Origin of the sequence: Geopsychrobacter electrodiphilus DSM 16401 (assembly GCF_000384395.1) — a bacterium.
Lineage (GTDB): Bacteria > Desulfobacterota > Desulfuromonadia > Desulfuromonadales > Geopsychrobacteraceae > Geopsychrobacter > Geopsychrobacter electrodiphilus.
Map to the genome: position 1 here is coordinate 3,661,991 of NZ_ARWE01000001.1, position 24,717 is coordinate 3,686,707.

Here is a 24,717-nt window from a genome sequence, read left to right on the forward strand (position 1 = left end):
GCCTCAGTTCCTCTTGACGCGCAGGGCCGGAATCACCAGCACCGCGGTCGGAACGGCGGCGCTGATCCCGAGCAGAACCGTCAGTCCGATAGAATGCAGCGCCGGGTGCTTGGCCAGGACCAGGGCACCGAAGCCCGCCAGGGTGGTCAAACCGGAAACCAGCACCGCACGGGACGAGGCCAGATCCTCCGGCTGTTGGCTATGACAGACCATGAAGATCCCGTAATCAACCCCCAGACCGATAATCAGAATCGCCGCCGCCACATTAAACAGGTTCATCTCCAGCCCGAGCCAGCCCATGCCGCCGAACATCGCCAGCAGTCCGGTCATAACCGGCAGGAGCGCCAGCAGCACCTCCGGCAGGCGGCGAAACAGTAACAGCAGCAGCAGCAGCACGGCCAGACCGGCGAGCAGGATAAAGTGCTTGAAGTCGCTGGAGATCTCCTGACTGAGCTGACGCCCGAAGCGAGTCTGCGAAACCAGGGTCAACCCCGGCAACGCACTGAGCTCGGAGTCCAGACTGCTGATCAGCTCAGGGCGGTCGGGAATCAGGGTCAGCACCTGATAATAACCGCGCTCGTCCTGCAGCAACAGATTCTCCAGCAGCCCGCCGAGACCCCAGCGCTGCAGGGTCGGGACATCGAGCACGGCCTGCGGCTGGGCGAGGCGCGCAAAAAATGGCGCAAAAGCGTCCCCGGCAAAGCCGTAGTGCGCCCCCGCTTTCTGCACAAGGGCTTCTGTCGGCAGTCGCCGCTCCTGCCAGAAGCTCTCCCAATTCTGCAGATGTTGCTGCTGAGTCCGCGCCGAAGGGAACAGGGGAGCCAGGCTGACCGACTCCGTCTGCAGGCCTTTTTCTCCCAGCAGTTGCCAGAGGCGCTCATTGAGTTGCAGGGCGGTTTCCAGATCAGGCGCTTCGGCGAAAGCCAGGGCCCGACCGCGCATATTGCCCCAGACTTTGGCCAGCTGTTGTTCGTTCTGCTGCAATGCGGTGGGCAGATAGCTGAGCTGACGAAGTTCGCCGTTGATCGACAGATGCCGAGCCTGCAGCGCACCGAGGCAGCACAGCCCCAGCCACAGGCTCAACACCGCCCAGCGCAACCAGGGTTTACGCAGATAGATATGTCGACGATAGGCCTTGCGACTCAGGGGATTCACCGGGCCACGGGCCACGATAAAGTGGGGCAAAAACAGCAGCGCCAGAAGCAGAGCCGCAAGAATCCCGGCAATCGCAAAGATCGCCAGCTGCCGCTGTCCGGGCAGTTCGGAGCGCAAGAGCGCGGCAAAAGCGGCCAGGGTGGTCAGAGCGCCGAAGATTACCGGCCGCGCTACCGCCCGCAGCAGTTCGGCGGGCTCCCCCTGCCCATAGCGCAGGGCAAAATAGACATGCAGGCCGAAGTCGATGGTGATGCCGAGGAGGACCGCGCCGAAACCGACCGTAATCCCCGAGAGACGCCCGTAACAGACTGATGCGACCAGCAGCGCCAGCGCCATACTGAAGAGTGGCAACAGGTAGACCGCCAGCGCCCGCCAGCTGCGGAGGAACACCAGAAACAGCACCAGAATGCCAAGTCCGGAGACCAGCAGGACCAGCCGCATGTCGTTCTTTATTGCATCGGCATTGGCCAGGGTATAGCCGTGCCCGCTGATCAGCGCAGCGCTGATCCCGACAGGGAGCTGCTGTCGAGCCTGACGAAACGTCTCAAGCAGTTCCCGCGCACCCGCCGCATCGGTAATCAACACCGGAGTATCTGCCAAAATCAGGCTGCTGCGGCCATCGGCGCTGAGAAAATGGCCTTCGACCAAACGCACCCCGGGGAGCGGATTGACATATCCAAGTTTGGCCAGAGCCAGACGCTGCAGGTTCAACGGATCTCTCTGGATCTGTTGTTTCAACGCCACGCCCTGCGGCTGCAGCAGTTGCGCCAAATCTTCAGCGATGCTGCGATCGATCTGCTCCGGCTGCAGCTGTTGGTCAATTTTCTGCAAATCCTGCGCATCAGCCAGCAGCGGCAAAAAATCCCCCAGCTCACGCAGCAGGGGCGAACTCCCCAGCTCACCCGGTCCACTTACGGGATGAATAAACAGATCCGGCGGGAGAGAATCACGGAGTTGATCGGTCGCTTTCATTAAATCGCTGACCGCAACCCCCGGCGCCGCGCGCAGATGAATGACCAGCTTGCGCGCAAAAGGAGCTTGCTGCAACAGATGAAAGTCATCGGCGACCCGCGAATCGCCGTCCGGCAGCATGGAGACGATACTCTCCTCGATCTTTAAATGGGCCAGATTCCAGCCACTGGCGAGGACCAGCAGCAGCAGAATCAACACCAGCCAGCCGCGTCGCTCGCGCATCAGGATGTAACAGGAGGCAATCAACTTCATTTAAATTCCGGGGCCTCAAAGGTCGCGACTGGCAGCGCCGTATTCAGCTGAACGTTAGTAAAACGCAGCAGGGTACTGTCCCCGCCCTGCTCCTTGAGCAACACCTCGGCAACATGGCTGCGATCCCCGGCAAACAGAATCTGCAGCTCCTCGATGAAACCTGCCTCCCCTTTATCAAGGGGGGTCAGACGCAACCTGACCGGCGACTCGGCCAACAGCTCCATGCGGTAACGACTCTGCAGCCAGTCGAGATCAACCCGCGCCCAGGCCAGCAGCTGCCGGGCAATGATCCCCATGATCGGATCATTGGCCACCGAAAAGTCACTGCGCTCACGGCTGAGGCTGTTCCAGCGTTCCCCCTTGTCACCACGCAAGACAAAACCCGAGTCTATGGGGGTCAGCAGTTCCCAGCGCAACCGGTCCGGCTGTTGATAGGCGAAGCGCCCTGCGGACACCAGCTTCTCGGAAAAAATTGCCAACTCTTTCTCCTGGATAAAATCACTCTTCAGGGAATGAGTCTGTCCTGCGGTATCCTGCAGCTGCCGCAGCAGGGTGTGCAAGTCCGTGGTTTCGGCGGCACCGAGAGGTGCGGCGACCAGGAACAAAACCACCAGCAGGAGGTTCAAACAGCATAATTTGCGCATTTTCAGTTGATCCATATCTTGATTTCACCCCGTGCGATCAGGGTTTTATCTGTCCAGATTTCACCGTCAGCGACGGCAAAACCATCCAGTTCGGCCAGAGTGCGGATGTGAATCTGCAGACAATCCCCGACCCTCGTGCTGTGTAAGCGGACGAGCTTCTTGATCCCGACCAGAAAACCCTGACGCACCGGGAATCCGGCGCGCCGGTCAAGATAACCCCGGAGCGCGGCGAAGCTCTGAGCGATCAGTTCGATCAGGGCGACATCCTCAAGTTGACCCTGTTCATCGACCAGCGGACAGTCGGCACGCACCAGCGCCTCGACGACGCCGTTCTGGCCGTCAATCTCAAGTAAGCGCTCCACCAGCCGCATCGGCAAACGATGCGGCACCAGGGCTTCGGCCGCCATCGGCAGGCTCAGGTTCATCACTCTCTCCATTGGGGCGATAGCTTCAGCAGGCACCCTCAGCCGGGTGTGCCGCGCATCTCGTCCAGGGCAGCGGTCATGCGACCCTTCACCAGTTTACGCAGACGGCTGTGCCCCTCATCATCGTTGAAGGCGCGCGTATCAATCGGCTCCAGCGCGCGCAACCGGACCTGACAAGGACGAAACAGCTTGCGTCCGGGCGGCAGCAGCCGGTCGGTGCCATCGATGCACAGTGGGATCAGCGGCACCCCGGCGTTAATCGCGACCTTGAACCCGCCGGAGTAGAAACGCTGCAGTTGACCGTCGCGACTGCGATGTCCCTCTGGGAAGAACAGCACCGTCCCCCCGGCCGCAAAAGCGCTCTTACTGTTGCACAGGGTCTCATCCCAGCTGCTCCCCTCGACATCCAGATAGCGCGCCAGGCGCATGAAGCCGCTGTACCAGAACATGCGGAACGGCCAGGAGCGCACCGCGAATGTGATGTCATGCACCGGCAGCAGCGCCATGCAGTAGGTATCAAAAAACGACAGGTGATTCACCACGAACAGGCATGGAGTATCAGCCTTGATTAACGCCATCTGCTCGCGGCGGAAACGTACAAAGGGGCTCATCAGCAGCAACCAGCCGCGGCCATACAACCAGATAAACCAACGCGCCAGCTTGTCGGCCGGCTGACGCAGAAACAGCAGCCCCAGGCCGAAAGCAAAGGGGAAAGCCAGGATTCCGAGCAGGGTCCAGAGCAGCAGCGTGCCGTAACACCAGAGATTCATCAGCAGCAGTATCACTCAAGTCCTCACTTGCATAGCGGATGATCCAGAATAAATCCCAGACTCGACCTGTTCCGATAGCTCAACCCTGTTCAGCAATTTTTTGCAGGACAAAGTTGTGGATATCACTAAGGGTGCGGATGGCCCGCACCGATTCTTCTTCGCGAATCTTGAACTTGAAGGCGCCTTCCAGAACGATAACCATATCGACGGTGTCGAGGCTGTCCAGGCCCAGATCTGTATAGATATTAGCCTCGGGGGTCATAGCCTCCCGGTCGAGTTCGAATTCATCGGCCAGACTGGAATCGATCAGTTCAATCACGTCCGCTTCAGTCATACATGCTGCTCCTCATGATCAGGGTGCAATTTATGCCCCCCATGGCAAAATTATTTTTCAATACAATTTTCGGTGTTGTCTGCTGGTTCTGCTGAAGATGCCAGAGGCCACAACACTGCTCATCAACCTCGTCGAGATTGCGCGTCCGGATCAGTTCACCCTGACGCATCATACCGATGCAGGCCGCCAGTTCAATCGAACCACTGGCCGCCATTGTGTGGCCCAGATGCCCTTTAAGGCTGCTGACCGGCACCCGATCGGCGACCAGACGCCGGATCGCCTCGGCCTCGGCGACATCCCCCTGCAGGGTTCCGGTGGCGTGGGCGTTGATGTAATCGAGATCGCTGCTAGCCAGCCCGGCATCTTCCAGGGCAAGACGCATGCAGTCGTACATTGCTCCGGCATCGGGATTGGCGATACTCGAGGTGTCCGAGGTGGTCGCGAAACCGATGATCTCGGCCAGCACCCTTGCCCCGCGCGCTGCGGCAACACTGCGTTTTTCGAGCAGCAGGATGCCGCTCCCCTCACCACACACCAGACCATCACGGGCGCGATCGAAGGGACGAGGTGCGGCGTCCGGTTGCTGATTGTAGGCGGTCGAGGCAGCATGCATCACATCGAAGGTCGCCACCGTCAGGGGGTGAAACTCGTCGGCGCCACCGCAGAGGATGGCATCCTGGCGGCCGAAGGCGATCTGTTCATAGGCATAACCTAGCGCCTGACAGCTGGTGGCACAGGCCGCCGAAGGAGCCATGACCCGGCCGGTAATCCCCAGCGACTGGGCGACATTTGCCGCGCAGGAGTGCCCCATGATCTGAAAGAACAGGCCGGACTTCATCCGTTCAAGACTGTGATCGCGGAAATAGTCGGCGAAAAACGCCTCGCTGGTTTCGGTACTCCCCAGGGTTGAACCGATCATCACCCCGGTGCGCCCGCTGGCCAGCAGCGCCTCCGGATAAGCAGCCATCGCCAGCGCCTGCTGACTGGCCAGATAGGCGTAGACCGACATATTTGACATGGAACGCCGGATTTTGCGGGGGATATTTTTAGGCTCGACCCCCTCAACTCGTGCGGCCAGGCGCGAGCGCAAGCCGCCGATATGGTCTAGCTCGGGTACGATTTTGACCCCTGATTCCCCGACGTACAGAGCTGCCATCAACGCGTCAAAGGTGTGCCCGAGGGGGGAGATAATCCCGATTCCAGTCACAACCACAGATTCTAACGCCATATTTTTAGCTCTTTTCGCAGATGTTCATGGCCCAGGATCGAACCACAGGTCAGGTAGCTGGCAACCAGGGCCCCCAATAGACCGGGAGCGGCAATCGCCTGACCGGACAGAAACAGGCCGGGCAAACGGGTCACCGGGGACGGATTATACTGGCCAATGAAGCGCCCGACCCCGTAAATTGCTCCCGCCGGAGCATTGGAATAATCGCGCAGGGTCAATGGGGTTGCCAGTTCAAGGAGTTCCAGGTCAGCGAGTTCTGGGCAATTCGCCGCGAACATCCGCAAAAGGGTTTCTCCGATCGCAGTTTTATGCGCCTGGTAATCCCGGGCATGACGTTGATCTTTGCTGTCCCAGGCCGCGACTTCAGCATAACTCGCGGGAACGATGCCGATCAAACCCATAAGCGCACCATCCCGCCCCTGATCTGCTGCGGTCAGGTAGATGGAGCGCTCAGTCAGTGGCTTCTGTGCGTCATGACCGAAGATCCCGGCTTGCTGCTGAATAAAGAGGTTTCTGTGGCGCAGGAATTCGAGGGGTTTTGCGCTTCTGGCGAACACTATATAGGCAGATGAGGTCTGACGTAAATTATTTAAACGCTTCAGATAAGCCGGTCGCAACACTCCCGGCGGCAACATCTTTGGCAGCAGCGCCGGATTCAGGGTGACCACCAGCTCTCTGGCCGGTATTTTCTCGCCGCTGAGCAGCTGAACACCGCTGACAGCACCAGCATCCGTGCGCACGGCTGTGACCTCTGCGCGACACCGAACTTCCACCCCCGCGTTGGTCAGAAGTTCAAGTAGAGCCTCGACCAGCGCCCGGCCACCCCCGACAATCCCATGCACCGAGTGGTAATAGGAACCGGCAACCTGAGCGTTCAGGGTTTCCGGCGCATCTTCCGGGGGAACACCATAGAGCAGGCTGTGCATCGAGAGCAGACCCTGCAACTGCGGCCAGGTACTGAATTCCTGCAGGCGTTCATACAGGGATGGTCCATGAACCGTCTGCATGCCGAAAGCGCTGATATCGGCATCCAGATCCAGATAGGGGAAGGAGCACCATTGCTGAGCGATCAGATCCAGATAACTCTCAAGCTTGGCGCGGGCGGCGGGGAACCTCTCCCCCAGCTCAGCCTTGATCGCCGCGAAGCCGACCGGCAGCGCAAAGGTCTCACCGGTTGCCGCGATGCGTAACCGATCGAACCCCCGCTCGGCATAGGGGAAAATCTCCAGCCTGGCGGCCAGCCCCAGATGCCCCAAAAATGAGCCCAAGGGGCCAGCTGCTCCCAGGCCACCGACGTAGTGGAAACCGCTGTCGAAATACAGACCGTCACGGCTGAAGCCACGCACCACCGGTGCCGGCTGGTGGTGTCGCTCGAGGATCAGCACCTTACGACCGCTGCGGGCGAGCAGCAGTGCGGAGGTCAGACCGGAGAGCCCCGCTCCGATAACGATAGAATCATAAGCCATAAACTCAGGAAAACCGGAGGACAAGCGCAGAGTTGGTGCCGCCAAAGCCGGCTGAATTACACAGCACCTTCGATGGGGCCTGATGAATGGTCTCGCGAATGATGTTCAGTCCGGCAGTGTCAGCGCTCGGCCGGGTATAGTTGATATTCGGCGCAATAAATTTCTGCTGGGCCATGATCGTCGCATAGACCACCTGCGAGGCCCCCGACATCCAAAGTTCATGACCGGTCATCGATTTCAGGGATGAAATCGGTGGCGTGCTGGCCCCGAAGACAGCCCGGATATTGGCCGCCTCGGCAGCATCACCCGCCGGGGTCGACGTCGCATGGGCAGAGAGATAATCGATCTCGGCCGCCGCGAGGCCGCTCTGATCCAGGGCCATGCGCATCGCCCGACTGATCCCGTCGTGACTCGGCACCGCTAGCTGTCCCCCATCCGAGGAGAAACCATAACCGAGCAGTTCACCCAGAATGCAGGCTCCCCTTTTTTCAGCCAGATCGTAACGCTCCAGCACGACGCTTGTGGCACCGCCGCTCGGCACCAGGCCATCGCGTTCGGCGTCGAAGGGGCGGCTGGCAGCGCAAGGGTCCTCAACGCGCGGCGAAAAGGCCCCCAGCCCGTCAAAACTGCACATCGATTGCCAGTTGATCTCCTGGGCACCGCCACAGATCACGCGTTCCTGACGCCCGAGACGGATCAGATCGGCGGCCTGCCCGACGGCGTGTCCGCCACTGGAACAGGCCGAACTGAGGGACCAGCAGGCGCCGCGGGTTTGCAACAGGGTGTTGAGGTTCATGGTGACGGTCGAAGTCATAGAACGGAAGATCTGGCCACTGCCGATGGAGTGAGTGTCTCCCTTTTCGGCCAGGACAGCGACCTGTTCCACCGCCGCGACACAGCTTGAATCGCAGCCGTAAATCAGGCCGGTCATATCATTCGCGATTGCTGCCGCGTCAAGCCCGGCCTGCGCCAGCGCATCCCGTGCCGTGGCATAGGCCCAGACCGCAAAATCGGGCATGCTCTTGCGCTGCTTGCGTGACAGCAGGCTGTCATCAAAGTTACTGATCTGCCCGGTCAACGGACTGCGAAAACCCATCTCGACCCGCCGCGGATCAATGACAATTCCGGAGCGCCCGGCGCGCAAGGCGGCGCCCACTTCCTGAAGATTGTTCCCTAGGCAGGAGACGATTCCGATTCCGGTGATAGCAACGCGATACAATGAGAATTCCTGTCGTTTAAATATGCACGCCGCCGTTGACGGCAAAGACCTGACCCGTGATGTAGCTCGCCCGCTCAGAACAGAGAAAACCGACGAGGCCCGAGACCTCTTCCGGTGTTCCGAACCGCCCCAGAGGGATCAATGGCAGAATCTGCGCCTGCGACAGTTCGGCGGTCATTTCAGTCGTGATAAACCCCGGCGAGACGGCATTGACCAGAATATTCCGGCGCCCGACTTCTGCGGCCAAAGAACGGGTCGCGCCGATCAGTCCGGCCTTGGCCGCCGAATAGTTGACCTGGCCAGCGACTCCGGATTCACCCGAAGTCGAGACAATATTGATGATCCGCCCCTGACGCTTCCTCAGCATCCGGGCGACCACCAGACGGGTAACATTGAAAAAGCCGTTGAGGTGAACGGCGAGGACATTGCCCCAGTCGGACTGACTCATCATCGCCATGATGCCATCGCGCGCAAAACCGGCATTATTCACCAGCACGAAAGGCACCTGCTCCTTGAGCAAGGGTTCCAACGCGGCCTCAACCGCGACGGGATCAGCGACATCAAAAGGAACCAGGATGCAAATTCCCCCGGCGGCTTCAATCTCTTTAGCGACTTGCTCAGCCGCCAGATGATCGCTGCGATAATTCAGCCAGATCGCAAAACCGGCTGACGCCAGCTCACGCGCAATCGCAGCGCCGATTCCTCGACTCGCCCCGGTCACCAGAGCTATCCTCGCATTTTCAGTCAATGAAAAAATCCTCGCCTTCTACTAACAACAGTAACCTGCACCCTAAAAAAAGCTCCAGCTCCCAAAGAGCCTCGTGTGACGTCAATCCGCGCGCGGCAATCTTGTCGAATCGTCAACACTCATCCTGTCTAAGGCTGATGAAACATAAAAATAACTCTTTTCCTGTTATTATCGTTAGATAAAAGTAAATCTTTTGCGCGACTTGGCCGTGATCACAATTTTAATCCCGCCCGGAGATGATCGATCTGGCCATCCTGCGGGTGACATCGGCTGCCAATCCTTTGAGGAATTATCTGATGTTCAACTCCACCCGCTTCACCCTGAAAATTCGTATTCCTGTCCTCCTGGCCGTTTTTATCCCGCTGCTTTTAACGGGGTGTATCAATGCGCCCAAACCCTCGTCGCTGGCCACAGCCACTCCCTACCTTGCCGAACCGGGAGATCAACTGCTCAATCGCTTCGCCCCGGTGTTCTGGATTGAAGAGAACAGCACCGACCATAACCGCATCGGTACCGTACGCGCGACTTCTGACGAGGAGGTGTTTATCGATCCCGACACCGCGGTGATCTATGCAGCGCAGCGACCATTCACCACTCCCAGGGGTGACTACACCAACCTGATTTACCGGGTTCACTTTCAGGAAATTCCGGGCGGCCTCAGCCCATTCTATCTGGGGGCCGGCAAAAACATCGGGCTGCTGATTGTGATCACGCTTAATGCGCAGCACCAGCCCCTGCTCGTCACCAGCGTCCATACCTGCGGCTGCTACCTGGCCTTTATTCCCACGTCATACCTTACGCCGCCGGCGTTCCCTCAAGGCTGGCCGCCAGACCGCCAGACGGTTTTTTCCGAAGATCTCCCGGCGCGGTTAAGCTATCCGCAGGCCGGTGCGGCACCACTCCGCATCCAGATCAGCATCAGGCCCGACACCCATCGGGTTATGAATGTCTGGCTGGCTCCAGTCGATACAATCCAGACAAACACTATCCCGATGCACCTCAAACCCCTGGCAGATTTAAACAACCTGCCGATCTCGAAGCAGCATACCACCTCGATGTTCGTAACCTCCGGAGCACGCAAAGGCTATGTGAAGGGGAGCTTCAAAACCCGCGAACGCCTTTTTATGAGCTGGTGGGCGCTCGATTGGCACATCGGCCAGGATAAGGTCCTCGGCAAAGACAAACAGGATGGTACGACTTTTTACACCAGTCTCAAACCCTGGGCCCGTGACGCATCAGATATGCGGGATTTTAGCAAATTTCTGGCGTATTGGGGCTGGGGTTTGTAATGTCGTTCCACAGCTTGAGACCACTCAATCGTCCCCGTCTCGCCATCAGGAGAGTCATCCTTTGCGCCCGCCGGAGGATGGCGTCGAGCAGGGAATTTCCGGTCTGCGGCAACACCTCCGGCGAATTGTAACCCCTCTCACTTTTACTCACTTTTACATATGGTTACTATTCTCATACCCCCAGATAATTGAAAAAGCAACTTGAAGGAGGCAGATTTAGCGATGACGGACCAGCACTTGAAAGCAAACCTTCTGTTCCCGGCAGACCCGACGGTGTTCATCATTGCTCATCGTGGTGCCCGCAGCAGCGCGCCAGAAAATACCCTCGCCGCCGCGGACTGCGCCCTCCGCCAGGGAGCGCAGATGTGGGAGCTGGACGTCTGCCTCACCGCAGATGGTATCCCGGTGGTTATGCATGACGACAGCCTTCAACGCACCACGGATATTTCCCGGCGCCCGGAATTTGCCGGTCAAGCTCCCTGGCGCGTCTGTGATCTGACTCTGGATGAAACCCGCCGGCTGGATGCCGGCAGCTGGTTTGCCGCCTCGGACCCCTTCGGCACTGTAGCCGCACACGAAATCAGTGATCATCAACTTGCGAGCTATGTCGGTTGCCGGCTTCCGACCCTTGAGGAGGCGCTGCACTTCACCCGCGAAAAGGACTGGACGGTTAACGTCGAGATCAAGGACCACGCGCGGCTCAAGGGGCATAGCCGCGTGACAGCCAGTGTGGTGGAAATGATCCGCTCTTGCGACATGGTGGAGAGGGTCCTGTTGTCCTCATTTCAACATCAGTATCTCGCCGAAGCGCGCACCCGGCTCCCGCAACTGGCGCGCGCCGTTCTGGTGGAAGGGACGCGCCCCGCTGACCCGCTGGAGCTCTGTCGCGCATACGCAGCGACGGCCTATCATCCCGCTGCCGCGTTGGTCACCAAAGAGGATGTCGCGCGGCTGCGCACGGCGGGGATTCATGTCAATGTCTGGACAGTCAACGACGTTGAAACAATAGATGAACTCACGGTCATGGGCGTAAGCGGCCTGATTACAGATTTTCCTGCCCGCACCCGGCAGGTAGTGGACCATCTCCTGCAGTTGAAGCAGAGCAAATAGCCCAAAAAAAACCTGAATCGGCGGGGGCTCTGGTATCAGGCTGCGATGATAAAACCTCTTTTTTAAGCGGTACAAGCGGAGGAGGAAGGCGTCAGGCGAGTCACTTTGACGGATCAAGTGCGTAACCGGGCGCTCAGATCTCGATCTGCATTCCCAGTTCGACGACGCGGTTCGGCGGCAGACCAAAGAAACTGGTGGCGGTACGGGCGTTGCGTGACATGGTAGTGAAAAGATGTTCGCGCCAGAGAGCCATCCCCGGCCGGGACGAGGGGATGATCGTCTCGCGCCCCAGGAAGAAGGTCGTCTCCATCAACTTAAAAGGACGCCCCCCCACCTCAAGAGTTGAGAGCACCTGCGGTACATCCGGTTCATCCATGAAACCGTAACTCAGCACCAGCAGATAGATCCCCTCACCGACATCTTCCAACTCGCTCCGCCGGGCTTCCGGCACATGCGGCACATCCTCGGTGACGACGGCGAGAATAATAATGCGCTGGTGCAGAACCCGGTTGTGCTTGAGATTGTGCAACATCGCCGGGGGCGCAATATGCAAGTTGCCGGACATGAAGACCGCGGTCCCCTCAACCCGCGGCGGCATGGAGACGCTGATCGAGGAGAGGAAGTTGCTGATCGACAGGGATCCCTCGCGCAGCCGTTTGGAGAGGATTCTGCGCCCGGTCTTCCAGGTTGACATCAGGGTAAAGACCAGGCTCGCGACCAACAGCGGGAACCAGCCGCCGTGCAGTATTTTGGCGAAGTTGGCGCCGAAGAAGGCGAGATCGAAAATCAGGAAGCCGCCACAAAGCAGCAGGGATGTCCTGAGCGGCCAGTGGAAGCGTTCGCGGGTCACGAAGAAAAAGAGCAGGGTGGTAATGATCATGTCGGTGGTCACCGAAAAGCCGTAGGCGGCGGCCAGGTTGCTGGAGGAGCCGAAGCCAATAACAAGACCGATGCAGCTGAACATCAGCAGCCAGTTGACGGCAGGCAGGTAAATCTGCCCGCGTTCCTTGGCTGAGGTATGGGAGACGGTCAGACGCGGGCTGAAACCGAGCTGGATCGCCTGCATAGTGATGGAGAAAGACCCCGAAATAACCGCTTGCGAGGCGATAATGGTGGCTGCGGTGGCCAGCACCACCAGCGGCACCAGCGCCCAGTGTGGTGCCATGTGATAGAAGGGATTTTCCAAGGCCTCAGGGTGTGAGAGTAACAGCGCGCCTTGGCCGAAATAATTGATGACCAGCGCCGGCAAGACCAGGCTGAACCAGACCAGCCGGATCGGACGCACGCCAAAATGGCCCATATCAGCATAGAGCGCCTCGCCGCCGGTGACGACCAGAAACACCGAGCCGAGAACCAAAAAAGCCGGCCAGCCATTATTGTACAGGAAGTGCAGGGCGTAATGCGGACTGGCCGCCATTAAAACCTGAGGGTAGGTGATGATCTGGCGGATCCCGAGGAGGGCCAGGACCAAAAACCAGACCAGGGTGAGTGGGCCGAAGACCGCGCCGATCTTGCCCGTACCCCGCGACTGGAAGAAGAAGAGAATAACCAGGACCGCGACCGTCAGTGGAATAATCAGGGGAGCGATCGATGGCGTCACAATTTTCAGCCCTTCAATCGCCGAGAGAACCGAAATCGCCGGGGTAATCATGCCATCACCGTAAAGCAGGGCGGCGCCGAACAGGCCGAGGATCACCAGCAGCTTCCGGTTTCCCTGATCGCGCGCTTTCCGTGGCAGAATCAGGGCGGTCAGGGCCATGATCCCGCCTTCCCCATTATTATCGGCGCGCAGGATGAAGCTGAGATATTTGAAGGAGATGACCAGGATCAGGGCCCAAAAAATCAGGGAAAGGATCCCGAGCACGTTGTCCGGAGTCGGCACCAGTCCATGACTGCTGTGAAAGCATTCCTTCAGAGCGTAGAGCGGGCTCGTCCCGATATCCCCGAAGACGACCCCAAGAGCAGCCAGACTCAGTGCGGCGAGGGAGCTGCGCGGATGCCCCGGAGGTTGATCGCTGTCTGGAACAGGATTGACTGGTTGTTTCACAAAGATACATCCCTGATCGAAAATCGGCAGAAGGACCGGTTTCGACTGTGTCCGGCCGGGAGGAGAAACCTACCACAGGCGCTACAGCCCGACAAGAGCTCACTGGCTATGACTATCACCGCGGGAGTCGACACCGGAGCAGAAGTTAGCGCTTAAACGCCATGAAACATATTTGATAACCGGCGGCCTGCTGCAATTCTACCTTGTATGGATCGGTTCAACAGGAATCGGCACATCAATCATCTCGGAATGTTGTTGCATAAAGACCGCCTTCTACTGACTGGTTAATTTATGTGCTCCGGCTCCCGGTCAACAACCAACGCGCCAGCTTATTCCCTTGTCAGGGTATGACTGTCCATGCTAGCGTTTTTTTATGAAACCTCACGGCCTGATCCGCCCGTACCAAAAACCTCTGCTGCAGATTTTACTGCTGATCTTTGTCGTCCTCGCCTCGGGTGGGACCTTCTCCACCAACCTGACCTCCGCCCAATCCGGAGGGAAAACCTGTTTCAGCGTCAAGGTCGGGTCCGACTCGCTCGCTGTCAGCCTTACAAAAATTGATCATGTTTTACACGTCGCCCCGGCCTTTACTCCAAAGGTCCTCGGCTTTCTCCGTATTTCCGTAGTCCGGCACACCCCCCAGAGTGCCATTTCCAAACTGACTGCGGCCACCCCCTGCCGAGCTCCACCCGGCGCCTTTCTCGCCTGACCCTAAAAAACACATTCAGACTGGCCGTCCCCTGCCGTCAGAAACTCAGCATGTACAGTCCTTTTTCAGGATGTTTTCCGGCCGCCCGCCGGTTCATCCCGCTTAAGGCCACCACCCCTTATGCAGGTTCACGGCCCGCGTCCACAAAATGCAGGACAGCCATACCCTTAATCAGCAGAGATGCGCCCCCTGGGAGAAGTACTCCGGGACGCATCTGAAAGGAATACGCAGATGTCCAATCAACTTAAACGAAGACTGGGTCTGACCCTCTTCTTTCTCCTATTGTCGTTTTTATCGCTGGCTCCAACCTTCACCAGCCAACTCCCCGCCTGGTGGAAAAGTCCTCTTCCTCAAGAGAAAGTCCACCTCGGCCTCGACCTGCAGGGCGGCTCACAGCTGGTGCTGGCGGTCAAAACAGACGTCGCCGTTGCCGGCTACATGGATCGCCTGGCGACTGAGCTGGAGGATGAACTCGTCACCGCCAACTCCCCCTTCAAAAGCATCACCCGGACGAGCGGCAACCAGCTGCAGCTGGTGCTGTATGACCGGGACATCGCAACCGGTATCCACGACCGTGTGAAAAAATCTCACCCTGATCTCGACGTATCACAGCCCGCCGAACAGTCCGGGATGTTCCCGGTACAGATCAGTATCCCCGCCAAAACCGGGCAGAAGCTGAAAGACCGCACGGTTCTGCAGGCATTGGAGACGATCCGTAACCGCATCGACCAATTCGGGGTCTCAGAACCGCTGGTTCAACGCGAAGGGGCGGATCACATCGTCGTCCAGCTGCCCGGCATCAAGGACCCGCAGCGCGCCATCGACCTGATCGGCAAGACCGCGCTGCTCGAATTCAAGCTGCTGGCCAAGGGCGTCGATCCGGCAACCCCGGCTGCGTCCCTGCCCGCCGACGTGCAAATTCTGATGGAGAAGCGGGTCGACTCCCAGGGCGTCGAAGTGGGCCAGATCCCCCTGGCTGTGCAAAAACGCGCCGTCATTACCGGCGATCTGCTCAAGGATGCGCAGGTGAGGATGGACCCCCGGACCAACAGCCCCTACGTCTCCATCACCTTCGACACAGTGGGCGCCAGAATTTTCGACCAGGTCACCGCGGCCAACGTCGGCAAGCGCTTTGCCATCGTACTGGACAACACCATCTATTCGGCGCCGGTGATTCAGGAGCGGATCTCGGGCGGCAGCGCCCAGATCAGCGGAGCCTTCAGCGCCAAGGAGGCGGCCGACCTGGCGATCGTGCTGCGCGCCGGGTCGCTGCCTGCCCCGGTCGAGATCATCCAGAACGTGACCGTCGGCCCTTCTCTCGGTCTGGATTCCATTCATAAGGGGCTGATGGCCGGCGCCGTCGGCGTGCTGGTGGTCATGCTCTTCATGGCCATCTACTACCGCTTCGCCGGGCTGGTGGCCAATGTCGGTCTGATACTAAACATCCTGTTGCTCATGGGCGTCCTGGCCGCCCTCGGTGCCACCCTGACCCTGCCGGGAATTGCCGCCATCGTGCTGCTGGTCGGCATGTCGGTCGATGCCAACGTGCTGATCTTCGAACGCATCAAGGAAGAGTTGGGTCTGGGGCGAACGCCAGGGGCCAGTCTGTCCGCCGGGTACGACAAGGCCTTTCTGACCATCATGGATTCCCATGTGACGACCCTGATCACTGCGGCAGTGCTGTTCCAGTTCGGCACCGGCCCGGTCAAGGGGTTCGCGGTCTCCCTGAGCTTGGGGATCCTCATCAACCTCTTCACCTCCCTGGTGACGACCCGGATCATTTTTGATCTGGTACATAACCGCTTTCGCCTGAAAAGCAGCAGCTTCGGCGGCACCGGCTTTGCCCTGCTGAAAAATCTGCACATCAACTTCATCGGTAAACGCGCCCTCGCCTTTCTGCTCTCGGCAATCATCGTCCTCACCGGCCTGGTCGGGGTGGTCCAGATCTCCCGCGGCGCCGCCAACCTCGGCACCGACTTTACCGGCGGCACCGCCGTGCAGCTCAAATTCAACAAACCCCCATCCCTCAACGCCGCCCGCGATATTCTCGCCCGCCACGGGCTGAAGGAGGCGACCCTGCAGGAGATCCACGAGGGGAACAAGCTGCAGATCAAGGTCGGCAAAAGCTACCAGCACGAGGGAAGTGTCGCCGATGCGATCAAAAACTCCTTCACCAAGGAGATGCCGGATAATGGTTTCGTCGTGGAATCCTCCAGCGAGATCGGCCCTTCTATCGGCCACAAGCTCAAACAGGATACCCTGGTGGCGGTGGCGATTTCGCTCTTCGCCATTCTCTGCTATGTCGGCTGGCGCTTCGACCTCAAATTTGCCGTCGGCGCCCTGGCCGCCACCCTGCATGACGTGCTGGCGCTGTTCGCGGTGTTCTATGTCATGGACAAGGAGATCAACCTGCTGTTTATTACCGCCGTGCTGACCATCGCCGGCTACTCCCTGACCGATACGGTCGTGGTCTTTGACCGCACCCGCGAGAACCTGCGCAAGGGAACCTCGGAACCGCTGGAGACCATCTTCAACCGCAGCCTCAACGAGGTCTTCTCGCGGACCATCGTCACCTCGCTGACAACCTTTCTCGCCGCGGCTTCTCTCTACTTCTTCGGCGGCGAGGTGATTCATGACTTCGCCTTCGCGCTGGTCGTCGGGGTGGTCATCGCCACCTACTCTTCCATCTTCGTCGCCAGCCCGGTGGTCATCGAATGGTGCCTGCGAACGAACAGAAAAAAACCTGACACTCCGGACACAAAAGCGCAACTGCCCGCAGTCGACGCGCCTAAAACCGGTCCGGGTGCTTCTCTCCCCAAGGAGATCAAGGCACGCTGAGGCGAGCTAAAAAGCCCCTGCTTCGGAGCAACGAAGCAGGGGCTTCTGTCGCCAAAGTACGCACCGCTTTGGCAAGAGCGGCGATGCTCTCAGGGCGAGCTGACCTGTGCTGCCGAGCTGCGAGGTCGGGTTGTTGACACTCACCCAAAAGAGTCGAACATCGCCCACGCAGGGAGCTCTCTAATCAAGACAAATCCACAATACCTGCCCATTATCTAAGCAAAGATGCACAGATAATGATCGACTATCTCTTCGTTTCTCTCTCTATTCCCCGGATTAAGGCCTTTTAGCCGCTGGCATGACATATGCGAAACACTGTCGGTGGAAAGGAGCGCTCATGTCTGAAATGAATCCCCAAGAAGAACGCCTGCTGCACGCCCTCATCAAAATCGGCCGCGAGTTTATCTCCACCGTCGATCTCGATGAACTCCTCACCCGGATTCTTACTGCCTCGCGTGAAGTGTTCGGGTTTGAGAATGCCATCATCCGCCTGCTGGATACCGAGCGCGGACTGCTGGTGACGGCCGCTTCTTATGGCTATGAACCCGCTGCGGCCGATTATGAAATATCTTTGGGTGAAGGGATCATGGGGGTTGTGGCCCAGACCGCGGCACCCTTACTCGTGGGTGATCTGGCAACCGCCGCTTATGTGCAGGGGATCAGTGACGCACGTTCGGAATTGGCAGTCCCCCTGCTCGTCAATGATCGTCTCATCGGCGTCTTTAACGTCGAAAGTCCTGTGGCCGATGCGTTTACAACCAGCGACATTGAACCACTCATGACCCTGGCCGGGCTGGCGGCCGTCGCCATCGAAAATGCCCGACTCTACGCGGAATTGCGTCAGGCCGATGAAGAGAATCGCAGCCTGAATCAACTGAATCAGCGCATTCTCGAAAGTTCCGGGTTAGGGATCTACACCCTCGATCGAGAGTTGCGGGTCAGCTCCTGGAACCGGCAGATGGAGCAGAGCAGCGGGGTGAAAAGCACCGAAATTCTCGGCCAGTCGCTGCTGGAGAAATTCCCTGCCCTGCATGACGAGGGTTTTGATCAGGCGTTGCTGCATGTTTTACGCATGGGAACTTCGGAAAGTTTGCGCCTGGCGCATCGCAATCTCAAGGGGGAGCTGCGTTTTCAAAAAAGGCGTCTTTCGCCGCTGTATGAAGCCGATGAAACCTCAGGCGTGCTGGTGATAGTCGAGGACATCACCGAATTTCGGCGGCTGCTCGAGCAGACGATTCAGTCGGAGAAGCTGGTCGATATCGGCCGTCTGACTGCCGGGATAGCCCATGAGGTCAACAACCCGCTGGCGGTCATCTCCTATGCGGTGCAGCTGCTGCAGCGCGAGACAGTCATCGGCCCGGAATCAGCCGAACTGCTCGCGCGCATTGCGGGAGAAACGGAGCGCTTAAAGGTGCTGACCGGTGGGCTGACGAGTTTCACCCGCCAGGCGGATACGCGACTGGGACCGGTCGATCTCAACCAGGTCATCAAAGATGTGCTGTTGCTGGTGCACTATGAATTGTTGAACAAGCAGATCGAAGTCACCAGGTCACTCCCCCCGTTGCCGGTGCTTCAGGCCGACGCCAACAAATTGAAACAGGTGTTTTTCAATCTGCTGATCAATGCCGCCCAGGTCCTGCCCCGCGGGGGACGGATTCAGGTCGCATCCGGGATTGACGCCGGCGGACGGGTCTTTGCCACTATTGGCGATAACGGCCCGGGAGTGGCCGCAGTGATCCGTGAACAGATTTTCGAGCCATTTTTCACGACCAAGGTGGCAGGCGAAGGGACCGGGCTCGGACTTTACCTCTGCCGCAATATTTTGATCGAGCATCACGGCAGTCTCATCCTGGAAGAGAGCCCCGAGGGGGGAGCGCTTTTCCGCTTGTGTCTCCCGCTTGATCCCCCTGAATAACATGATCCCTCACGACCCTCTGGAGGTCCTATGAAAATTGCACTTATTGCCGATGATGAGCCTTTGATACGACGTCAGGTCGCCGAATGTCTGTCCGCCTACGGTTTCGATCGCGTTGTCGAAGCCGAAAACGGTGCGCAGGCCGCTACCACGGCAGCCATTGAAAAACCTTTATTGATCGTACTGGATGTCAACATGCCGGTGATGGACGGGATGACGGCGGCAGAAAAAATCCGGCAGACTATTTCGGCGCCGATTATTTTACTGACCGGGAACACCGACGCAGAGACCATTGCCCGCGCGCGCGATGTCGGCGTCAGCAATTATCTGCTGAAACCCTTTCATGCCGAACAGATGAAGGCGGCAGTAGAGCTGGCCATTCATCGCTTTATCGAGATCAGTAATCTGCAGGATGAGAATACCAGGCTGAAAGAGGCTCTCGAAACCCGCAAGCTGGTCGACAAGGCCAAGGGTTTGCTGATCGGCAAAGGCATGAGTGAGCCAGACGCTTATCGCAAGATGCAGAAGATCGCCATGGATAAACGCAAATCGCTGAAAGAGGTCGCCGAAGCAATTTTACTGATGGAGAGCTGAGCCGATGACGGCGAGCTCGTTCAACCGGTGCAACCTGCCGCCCTGGGCGATCGCCTCGCGCCACTTTAACGCCAAACCGCAACGCCTTGAGATTTCAGGCGTGCGCCAGACCAACCGCTTTCTGTTTGAGCGACTCGATCAGCTGGATTCTCCAGAAGACCGCGGAATGCAGTTTCATGACTATATGGACGTCAAATTCCAGCTGCATCAGTGGCAGAGAGAGATTTCGCTGAGCAGTCGCAAGAGTTTAAAAAACAGTTATCTGCGCTTTTTACGCGGCTGGCTGTTCGACAGCAACGCGCAGGAGGGGGCGGTGCTCAAGGGCTGGGTTGAATCGCGTTTCGGCCTTGCGCCGACCTTCCATCGCCAGCCGATTGCCGACCCTGAAGGTGAGGCCTACCAGCGCTTTGCCTTCGACCGCATGAAGGGGGCCGCACGCACCAACGCGATCTTTCCGCAGCTCGATCTGCTCTTTGAATTTGTCCAGGACGAATTACGCCGGCGTTATCCTGACCAGACCCACCTCGCCCTGTATCGCGGCATCTACGATTTTTCCGAACACCAGGTGCTGGAGCAGCGCGAACGCAATAAGTACCTGGTACGCCTGAATAACCTCAACTCCTTTACCGCCAACTTTGAACAGGCCTGGGAGTTCGGCAGCCGGGTTTTAAAAACTGAAGTCCCGCTGGTCAAGGTCTTGTTCGGTACAGGGCTGCTCCCCAAGGCTCTGCTCAAGGGGGAAGGTGAACTTCTGGTGATCGGTGGCGAATATGAAGTCGAGGTTTTAACCGGTGGCTAAGAAACTGCTTGATCGTGCCCGGGCCAGCTTTCTGGGCGTCGCACTGGGCGATGCCCTGGGCGCGACCACCGAGTTCATGACCCCCGCCGAGATTCAGGCGCAGTACAGGGTGCACAGCAAGATCCGTGGCGGTGGCTGGCTGGGAGTGAAACCAGGGCAGGTGACTGATGACACCGAAATGTCACTGGCCATCGCCCGAGCGGTCGATTTGGCTGGCGAGTGGAATTTAAGAGGGATTGCGGAGAATTTTCTGGCCTGGATGCGCGCCAAACCCATCGATATGGGTTCGACTGTACGCAAAGGCATCGTTAATTTCCGCCGCACCGACAAACTGTCTGTGCCTCCCGGCGACTGGGACGCCGGCAACGGCGCGTTGATGCGCATGGCACCGATAGTGATATTCAGCCTGGGCGATGAGCAACTCTTCCAGCGCGCAACCCTCGAACAGGCCCACCTGACGCACAACCATCCGCTGTCGGATGTGGCCTGTCTCTGTGTTGGCGCCATGGTTCAGGCCGCCCTGCTGGGAGCCGATCGTTTTGAGCTGCACGCCATGGCGCGGGGGTTGGTCGCGGGTTATTCCACCTTTCAGTTTTCCGACTACCGTGGTCTGGCCTCAGGCTATGTGGTCGACACCGTCCAGACCGTGTTTCACTACTTTTTCAGCACCGGCAGTTTTGAAGAATGTCTGGTCGGAGTTGTCAACCAGGGTGGGGATGCCGACACCACCGGGGCCATCGCCGGGATGCTGGCCGGTGCCTTTTACGGTCTTGATGCCCTGCCGTCCCGCTGGTTGCGAAAACTCGACCGGAACATTCTCAACGAGATCGAAGCATTGACCCCGCGGCTCCTTGGTCTTTCACCCTGGAGTCGGCACGACAGAAAGGAACAGCAACATGGATACGAGAAAAATCAGCATAAATGAAGCTGCTGCCCGCTTACAGAGCACCCCCCTCAACGTGCTGATGCATATCAAACGCAATCTGCTCTCTGGTGAAGAGGTCGACGGCAACTGGTTTGTCGACGCCGCAGCGCTGGAAGATTTTATTGCGAGTCGCGAGGGCGCACCCAAAGAGAACGTCTGTCAGAGCCGCTGTGCACACAAGTGCCCGAGCTGTGGCTAGGGGAGAGATGCGATGGGAATTGAAATCAAACCCTCCGACCTCTACTACCGCTATCCGCGCAAAAAAGAAGACCGCGACCTGCCGAAGTTTTGCGGTAAACCTGATCCGCGTCCCTTTGACCGCTACGATCTCTACGAAGTGATCCCGATGTTCGAGGCGGTGATGGATAGTCTCGCCAGTCAGGATCAGGATCTGTTGCAGCGCATCGAGGAAAACCTCGACAAGATACCGGCCTTCATCGATACGCGCGAAATGATTTTCGACGCGCTGCTGGATGGGGTGAAGGATTTTGTCTGAACTTTGGAAAGGACCTTATGCAAATTGCCAAACCCGGTGATCGAGTATCCATCCACTATATCGGCACCCTGGATAACGGCTATGTTTTCGACAGTGCCGAGAGCGACAACCCCTTGAGTTTTACCCTGGGCGAAGGGGAAGTTTTCCCCGCGCTGGAGCAAGCGGTGGTCGGCATGCCGGTTGGCAGCGCGATGAATATCGAAATCAAAGCGGCCGAGGCCTATGGCCCACGCCGCGCTGAAAACCTGTTGCGTGTCGCGCGCAGCCAGTTTCCGGCGACCCGCGAAATACGTGTAGGGGAGAAGATTTCACTGGCCTTTGCCGATGGCGAAGAACGTGTGATGCGGATCGTCGAACAGGATGAAGATCAGGTGACACTCGACGCCAATCATCCCCTCGCCGGGCTGGATCTGACCTTTGCCCTGCAACTGGAGGCGATTTTGCCCGGGGAGAAGCCAAAAGATGCTGATTGATGCTGCCCGCACAGCCGACATCCCCGCCCTCTGTACACTGCTTGCAAGCCTGTTCAGCCAGGAAGCCGAATTCAGCCCCGACAGCCGTGCCCAGCAGGCCGGCCTGAAGCTGATCATCGAGAATCCCGAGATCGGCACCATTCTGGTCGCGCGCCACGGCGGTCAGCTAGTCGGCATGCTCAATCTGCTCTTCACCGTTTCAACGGCGCTGGGAGGACGGGTCGCACTGCTGGAAGATATGGTTATCGCTGCGGCGCACCGCGGGACCGGAATCGGTACCCTGCTGATGGGTAAGGCGCTGGACTTCGCCAGACAGAACAGCTGCCAGCGGATCACCCTGTTGACCGATGCAGACAACGCAAGCGCTCAGCGTTTCTACCAGCGTCAGGGCTTCAATCTCTCACCGATGATCGCGTTTCGGCGGCACCTCGCCTGAAGATCAACGGTTGAGGGGATCAGGGTTTGGGCGGATCAGGGGATCGGCAGAATGAGCAGCAATACTTTCACCGCCAGAATCTTACTGATCAGCGCAACCGGGTAGACGGTTGCGTAGGCGGCCGGGGCATAGGTCGAATTCGACAGGGTTCCGGCGGCCGCCAGGCCCGAGGCGCTGGTCATGCCGCCGACCAGCACGCCGAGCAGGCGCAAAAAGCGCACCCGCAACAACCACAGCCCGAGCGCCGCGCCGACGATTACCGGCAACAGGGTCACCAGCACACCGGAGAAGAGCAGAGCCAGACCGCGCTCCTGCAGGGTTGGAATAAACGAGGTGCCGGCCGAGGTGCCGACCGCCGCCATAAAGAGCGCCAGCCCCAGGTCGCGGATCAGTCGATTGCCGGCCAGAGGGACATCCCAGATCAAGGGACCTGTCTGGTAAAGGGCACCGAGGACAAGACCCGCCAGCAGGGTCCCGCCGGTGGTGCCGAGGGTCAGGGGCCCAACCAGCGGCAGCGGAATGGTGATGCGGCCGAGCAGGAAACCGAAGAGCAGCCCGACCAGAATGGGAAAGAGGTTGATATCATAGGTCGACTTCAGGTCGTTGCCGAGCATTTTCGAGACATTGCGCAGCGCGCGCTCGTCGCCGACGGCATGCAGCACATCGCCCAGATGCAGGCGGGTGTTGACGTCCGGCACCAGGTCGATCCCGCTGCGCGTGATGCGCGCGATCTGAATATTAAAGGTTTCGCGAAAGTTGAAATAGCCGAGCGTGGTGCCGACAAAGCGGCGCTTTGAGACCACGATGCTCTTCTTGGTCAAAATCCGGTCAAAAGCGATCTCGCCCGATACCGGCTTACCGATGAGAATCTCGATCTTGTCCAGATCGAGGCTCCGCCCGACCACGCGTAAATGGTCCCCCTCCTGCAGCACAGTATCTCCCCCCACCAGGATCGGCTCATCAGCCCCCGCACGCAAAAGACGGGTGATGGTCACCGCTGCGATCTGCTTGAGAAAGATGGCGTCGACGCGCTTGCCGAACAGGTTGGGGTTGGTCACTTCAACATGCCGGAAGCTGATCGGCGGATTGATACTGGTCAACTCCTCGCCCAGCTGCTGCTCTTCGGCGGCCAGGTTGATCCGCATCAGGCGCGGCAAGAGTTTAATGAAGAGCGCCACGCCGATGACGCCGAACCCGTAGGTCACGCCATAGGCGGCGGGAGCTCGATCGTAGCCGACGATCTCGACCGCGGTCGCCAGGGACGGGGTGCTGGTCATGGCCCCGGAGAGCAGTCCCGCGCCGGTGCCGGCATCGAAACCGAAGAGCTTGCAGCAGGCCAGGGTCACCAAGGTGCCGGTGACCGCCATGGCGATAACGGTTACCGCCATGGCCAGGCCGTGACTGCGGAACGAGCTGATAAAGGCCGGTCCGGCCTGCAGGCCGACGGCATAGATGAACATCGCCAGGCCGATAACCTGGATACCGGCGGGGAGGGTTACGCCGAAGTGGCCGAAGGCCAGAGCGACAAAGATGATCGCCGAGGGACCGAGGGAGAGCCCGCCGACCCGGATCTTGCCAAGCAATTCACCGAGAACGATGATCAGCAGCAGCAGGAAAATCTGGTTGTGCAGTAAAGTCACGTGCGCTCCGCAGACGGAGTAAGGGATTCAGAGGCTGGCTCGCAGCGGATCAGCGTTGCAGAACTATATCATGCGCACAGAATTGTCCAGCACAAAGCCCGGATTCAGACGCTTATCCTACAGGGGAAGCCCTTCTCCCTCAGGGAGAAGGTGGCCGAAGGCCGGATGAGGGGGAGATGCTATTGCGAACCGTCCCCCCTCTCCCTCAGGGAGAGGGAATGTCATTAATACGC

At 58.8% G+C, this 24,717-nt stretch carries 23 protein-coding genes; 12 read left to right on the forward strand and 11 right to left on the reverse strand.

Going from position 1 to position 24,717, the window contains the following annotated elements:
• Nucleotides 1-3 precede the first annotated feature (3 nt).
• From D888_RS0117205 to fabG, 9 genes are all read right to left on the reverse strand, one after another.
• A complete protein-coding gene (locus D888_RS0117205; protein WP_020677818.1) occupies nucleotides 4-2,379 on the reverse strand; it encodes an MMPL family transporter in 2,376 nt (791 codons plus the stop codon).
• Nucleotides 2,376-3,023: an outer membrane lipoprotein carrier protein LolA gene (locus tag D888_RS22165; protein WP_051092389.1), complete on the reverse strand. Its 648-nt coding sequence runs from the start codon at nucleotides 3,021-3,023 to the stop codon at nucleotides 2,376-2,378. The genes D888_RS0117205 and D888_RS22165 overlap by 4 nt, the downstream gene beginning before the upstream one ends.
• Before the next feature lie 2 nt (nucleotides 3,024-3,025).
• The gene (locus D888_RS0117215) at nucleotides 3,026-3,448 is read right to left on the reverse strand and encodes a hotdog family protein (protein ID WP_020677820.1); all 423 of its coding nucleotides are present in this window, start codon (nucleotides 3,446-3,448) and stop codon (nucleotides 3,026-3,028) included.
• Nucleotides 3,449-3,486: 38 nt separating this feature from the next.
• Nucleotides 3,487-4,233: a lysophospholipid acyltransferase family protein gene (locus D888_RS0117220; protein ID WP_020677821.1), complete on the reverse strand. Its 747-nt coding sequence runs from the start codon at nucleotides 4,231-4,233 to the stop codon at nucleotides 3,487-3,489.
• Between the two features lie 64 nt (nucleotides 4,234-4,297).
• On the reverse strand, nucleotides 4,298-4,552 hold the full coding sequence (locus D888_RS0117225) for a phosphopantetheine-binding protein (RefSeq protein WP_020677822.1): 255 nt from the start codon (nucleotides 4,550-4,552) through the stop codon (nucleotides 4,298-4,300).
• On the reverse strand, nucleotides 4,545-5,780 hold the full coding sequence (locus D888_RS0117230; protein WP_020677823.1) for a beta-ketoacyl-[acyl-carrier-protein] synthase family protein: 1,236 nt from the start codon (nucleotides 5,778-5,780) through the stop codon (nucleotides 4,545-4,547). The genes D888_RS0117225 and D888_RS0117230 overlap by 8 nt, the downstream gene beginning before the upstream one ends.
• A complete protein-coding gene (locus D888_RS0117235) occupies nucleotides 5,771-7,246 on the reverse strand; it encodes a phytoene desaturase family protein (protein ID WP_020677824.1) in 1,476 nt (491 codons plus the stop codon). The genes D888_RS0117230 and D888_RS0117235 overlap by 10 nt, the downstream gene beginning before the upstream one ends.
• A 4-nt stretch (nucleotides 7,247-7,250) precedes the next feature.
• Nucleotides 7,251-8,465 (reverse strand): beta-ketoacyl-[acyl-carrier-protein] synthase family protein, encoded by a 1,215-nt coding sequence (locus D888_RS0117240; protein ID WP_020677825.1) that lies wholly within the window; start codon nucleotides 8,463-8,465, stop codon nucleotides 7,251-7,253.
• A gap of 16 nt (nucleotides 8,466-8,481) precedes the next feature.
• On the reverse strand, nucleotides 8,482-9,213 hold the full coding sequence (gene fabG, locus D888_RS0117245; RefSeq protein WP_020677826.1) for a 3-oxoacyl-ACP reductase FabG: 732 nt from the start codon (nucleotides 9,211-9,213) through the stop codon (nucleotides 8,482-8,484).
• A 236-nt stretch (nucleotides 9,214-9,449) separates the two neighbouring features.
• Between fabG and D888_RS0117250 the strand changes: the two genes are divergently transcribed.
• On the forward strand, nucleotides 9,450-10,502 hold the full coding sequence (locus tag D888_RS0117250) for a hypothetical protein (protein WP_020677827.1): 1,053 nt from the start codon (nucleotides 9,450-9,452) through the stop codon (nucleotides 10,500-10,502).
• A gap of 237 nt (nucleotides 10,503-10,739) precedes the next feature.
• Nucleotides 10,740-11,612, forward strand: coding sequence for a glycerophosphodiester phosphodiesterase (locus D888_RS0117255; RefSeq protein ID WP_026362467.1), 873 nt, complete (start codon nucleotides 10,740-10,742; stop codon nucleotides 11,610-11,612).
• A 133-nt stretch (nucleotides 11,613-11,745) separates the two neighbouring features.
• On the opposite strand, the gene D888_RS0117260 is transcribed toward D888_RS0117255, so the two are convergent.
• A complete protein-coding gene (locus tag D888_RS0117260) occupies nucleotides 11,746-13,659 on the reverse strand; it encodes a potassium transporter Kup (protein WP_020677829.1) in 1,914 nt (637 codons plus the stop codon).
• Nucleotides 13,660-14,032: 373 nt separating this feature from the next.
• Between D888_RS0117260 and D888_RS0117270 the strand changes: the two genes are divergently transcribed.
• From D888_RS0117270 to D888_RS0117315, 10 genes are all read left to right on the forward strand, one after another.
• Nucleotides 14,033-14,368, forward strand: coding sequence for a hypothetical protein (locus tag D888_RS0117270; protein ID WP_020677831.1), 336 nt, complete (start codon nucleotides 14,033-14,035; stop codon nucleotides 14,366-14,368).
• Nucleotides 14,369-14,599: 231 nt separating this feature from the next.
• On the forward strand, nucleotides 14,600-17,206 hold the full coding sequence (locus tag D888_RS23755; RefSeq protein WP_020677832.1) for a protein translocase subunit SecDF: 2,607 nt from the start codon (nucleotides 14,600-14,602) through the stop codon (nucleotides 17,204-17,206).
• A gap of 337 nt (nucleotides 17,207-17,543) precedes the next feature.
• Nucleotides 17,544-19,121, forward strand: a complete 1,578-nt coding sequence (locus D888_RS0117280) for an ATP-binding protein (RefSeq protein WP_020677833.1) — start codon at nucleotides 17,544-17,546, stop codon at nucleotides 19,119-19,121.
• Nucleotides 19,122-19,151: 30 nt separating this feature from the next.
• Nucleotides 19,152-19,715, forward strand: coding sequence for an ANTAR domain-containing response regulator (locus D888_RS0117285; RefSeq protein WP_020677834.1), 564 nt, complete (start codon nucleotides 19,152-19,154; stop codon nucleotides 19,713-19,715).
• Nucleotides 19,716-19,719: 4 nt separating this feature from the next.
• The gene (locus D888_RS0117290; protein ID WP_020677835.1) at nucleotides 19,720-20,514 is read left to right on the forward strand and encodes an NAD(+)--dinitrogen-reductase ADP-D-ribosyltransferase; all 795 of its coding nucleotides are present in this window, start codon (nucleotides 19,720-19,722) and stop codon (nucleotides 20,512-20,514) included.
• The gene (gene draG, locus D888_RS0117295) at nucleotides 20,507-21,439 is read left to right on the forward strand and encodes an ADP-ribosyl-[dinitrogen reductase] hydrolase (protein WP_020677836.1); all 933 of its coding nucleotides are present in this window, start codon (nucleotides 20,507-20,509) and stop codon (nucleotides 21,437-21,439) included. The genes D888_RS0117290 and draG overlap by 8 nt, the downstream gene beginning before the upstream one ends.
• Complete coding sequence (locus D888_RS0117300; RefSeq protein ID WP_020677837.1) at nucleotides 21,411-21,638, forward strand: hypothetical protein; 228 nt, start codon at nucleotides 21,411-21,413, stop codon at nucleotides 21,636-21,638. The genes draG and D888_RS0117300 overlap by 29 nt, the downstream gene beginning before the upstream one ends.
• 12 nt (nucleotides 21,639-21,650) lie before the next feature.
• On the forward strand, nucleotides 21,651-21,935 hold the full coding sequence (locus D888_RS0117305) for a hypothetical protein (RefSeq protein WP_020677838.1): 285 nt from the start codon (nucleotides 21,651-21,653) through the stop codon (nucleotides 21,933-21,935).
• 17 nt (nucleotides 21,936-21,952) lie between these two features.
• Complete coding sequence (locus tag D888_RS0117310) at nucleotides 21,953-22,408, forward strand: FKBP-type peptidyl-prolyl cis-trans isomerase (RefSeq protein ID WP_020677839.1); 456 nt, start codon at nucleotides 21,953-21,955, stop codon at nucleotides 22,406-22,408.
• Nucleotides 22,398-22,844 carry a GNAT family N-acetyltransferase gene (locus tag D888_RS0117315; protein ID WP_020677840.1) on the forward strand — a complete coding sequence of 149 codons (447 nt, stop codon included), beginning with the start codon at nucleotides 22,398-22,400 and terminating at the stop codon, nucleotides 22,842-22,844. The genes D888_RS0117310 and D888_RS0117315 overlap by 11 nt, the downstream gene beginning before the upstream one ends.
• Nucleotides 22,845-22,879: 35 nt before the next feature.
• Here the strand turns inward: D888_RS0117315 and D888_RS0117320 are convergent, their stop codons facing one another.
• The gene (locus D888_RS0117320) at nucleotides 22,880-24,484 is read right to left on the reverse strand and encodes an aspartate:alanine exchanger family transporter (RefSeq protein ID WP_020677841.1); all 1,605 of its coding nucleotides are present in this window, start codon (nucleotides 24,482-24,484) and stop codon (nucleotides 22,880-22,882) included.
• Nucleotides 24,485-24,717 lie beyond the last annotated feature (233 nt).

Bases quoted from the DNA above. Each gene is read 5' to 3' on its own strand.
- D888_RS0117205 (WP_020677818.1), bottom strand. From the start codon at position 2,379: ATGAAGTTGATTGCCTCCTGTTACATCCTGATGCGCGAGCGACGCGGC.
- D888_RS22165 (WP_051092389.1), bottom strand. From the start codon at position 3,023: ATGCGCAAATTATGCTGTTTGAACCTCCTGCTGGTGGTTTTGTTCCTG.
- D888_RS0117215 (WP_020677820.1), bottom strand. From the start codon at position 3,448: ATGAACCTGAGCCTGCCGATGGCGGCCGAAGCCCTGGTGCCGCATCGT.
- D888_RS0117225 (WP_020677822.1), bottom strand. From the start codon at position 4,552: ATGACTGAAGCGGACGTGATTGAACTGATCGATTCCAGTCTGGCCGAT.
- D888_RS0117230 (WP_020677823.1), bottom strand. From the start codon at position 5,780: ATGGCGTTAGAATCTGTGGTTGTGACTGGAATCGGGATTATCTCCCCC.
- D888_RS0117235 (WP_020677824.1), bottom strand. From the start codon at position 7,246: ATGGCTTATGATTCTATCGTTATCGGAGCGGGGCTCTCCGGTCTGACC.
- D888_RS0117250 (WP_020677827.1), top strand. From the start codon at position 9,450: ATGATCGATCTGGCCATCCTGCGGGTGACATCGGCTGCCAATCCTTTG.
- D888_RS0117270 (WP_020677831.1), top strand. From the start codon at position 14,033: ATGAAACCTCACGGCCTGATCCGCCCGTACCAAAAACCTCTGCTGCAG.
- D888_RS23755 (WP_020677832.1), top strand. From the start codon at position 14,600: ATGTCCAATCAACTTAAACGAAGACTGGGTCTGACCCTCTTCTTTCTC.
- D888_RS0117280 (WP_020677833.1), top strand. From the start codon at position 17,544: ATGTCTGAAATGAATCCCCAAGAAGAACGCCTGCTGCACGCCCTCATC.
- D888_RS0117285 (WP_020677834.1), top strand. From the start codon at position 19,152: ATGAAAATTGCACTTATTGCCGATGATGAGCCTTTGATACGACGTCAG.
- D888_RS0117290 (WP_020677835.1), top strand. From the start codon at position 19,720: ATGACGGCGAGCTCGTTCAACCGGTGCAACCTGCCGCCCTGGGCGATC.
- D888_RS0117300 (WP_020677837.1), top strand. From the start codon at position 21,411: ATGGATACGAGAAAAATCAGCATAAATGAAGCTGCTGCCCGCTTACAG.
- D888_RS0117305 (WP_020677838.1), top strand. From the start codon at position 21,651: ATGGGAATTGAAATCAAACCCTCCGACCTCTACTACCGCTATCCGCGC.
- D888_RS0117310 (WP_020677839.1), top strand. From the start codon at position 21,953: ATGCAAATTGCCAAACCCGGTGATCGAGTATCCATCCACTATATCGGC.
- D888_RS0117315 (WP_020677840.1), top strand. From the start codon at position 22,398: ATGCTGATTGATGCTGCCCGCACAGCCGACATCCCCGCCCTCTGTACA.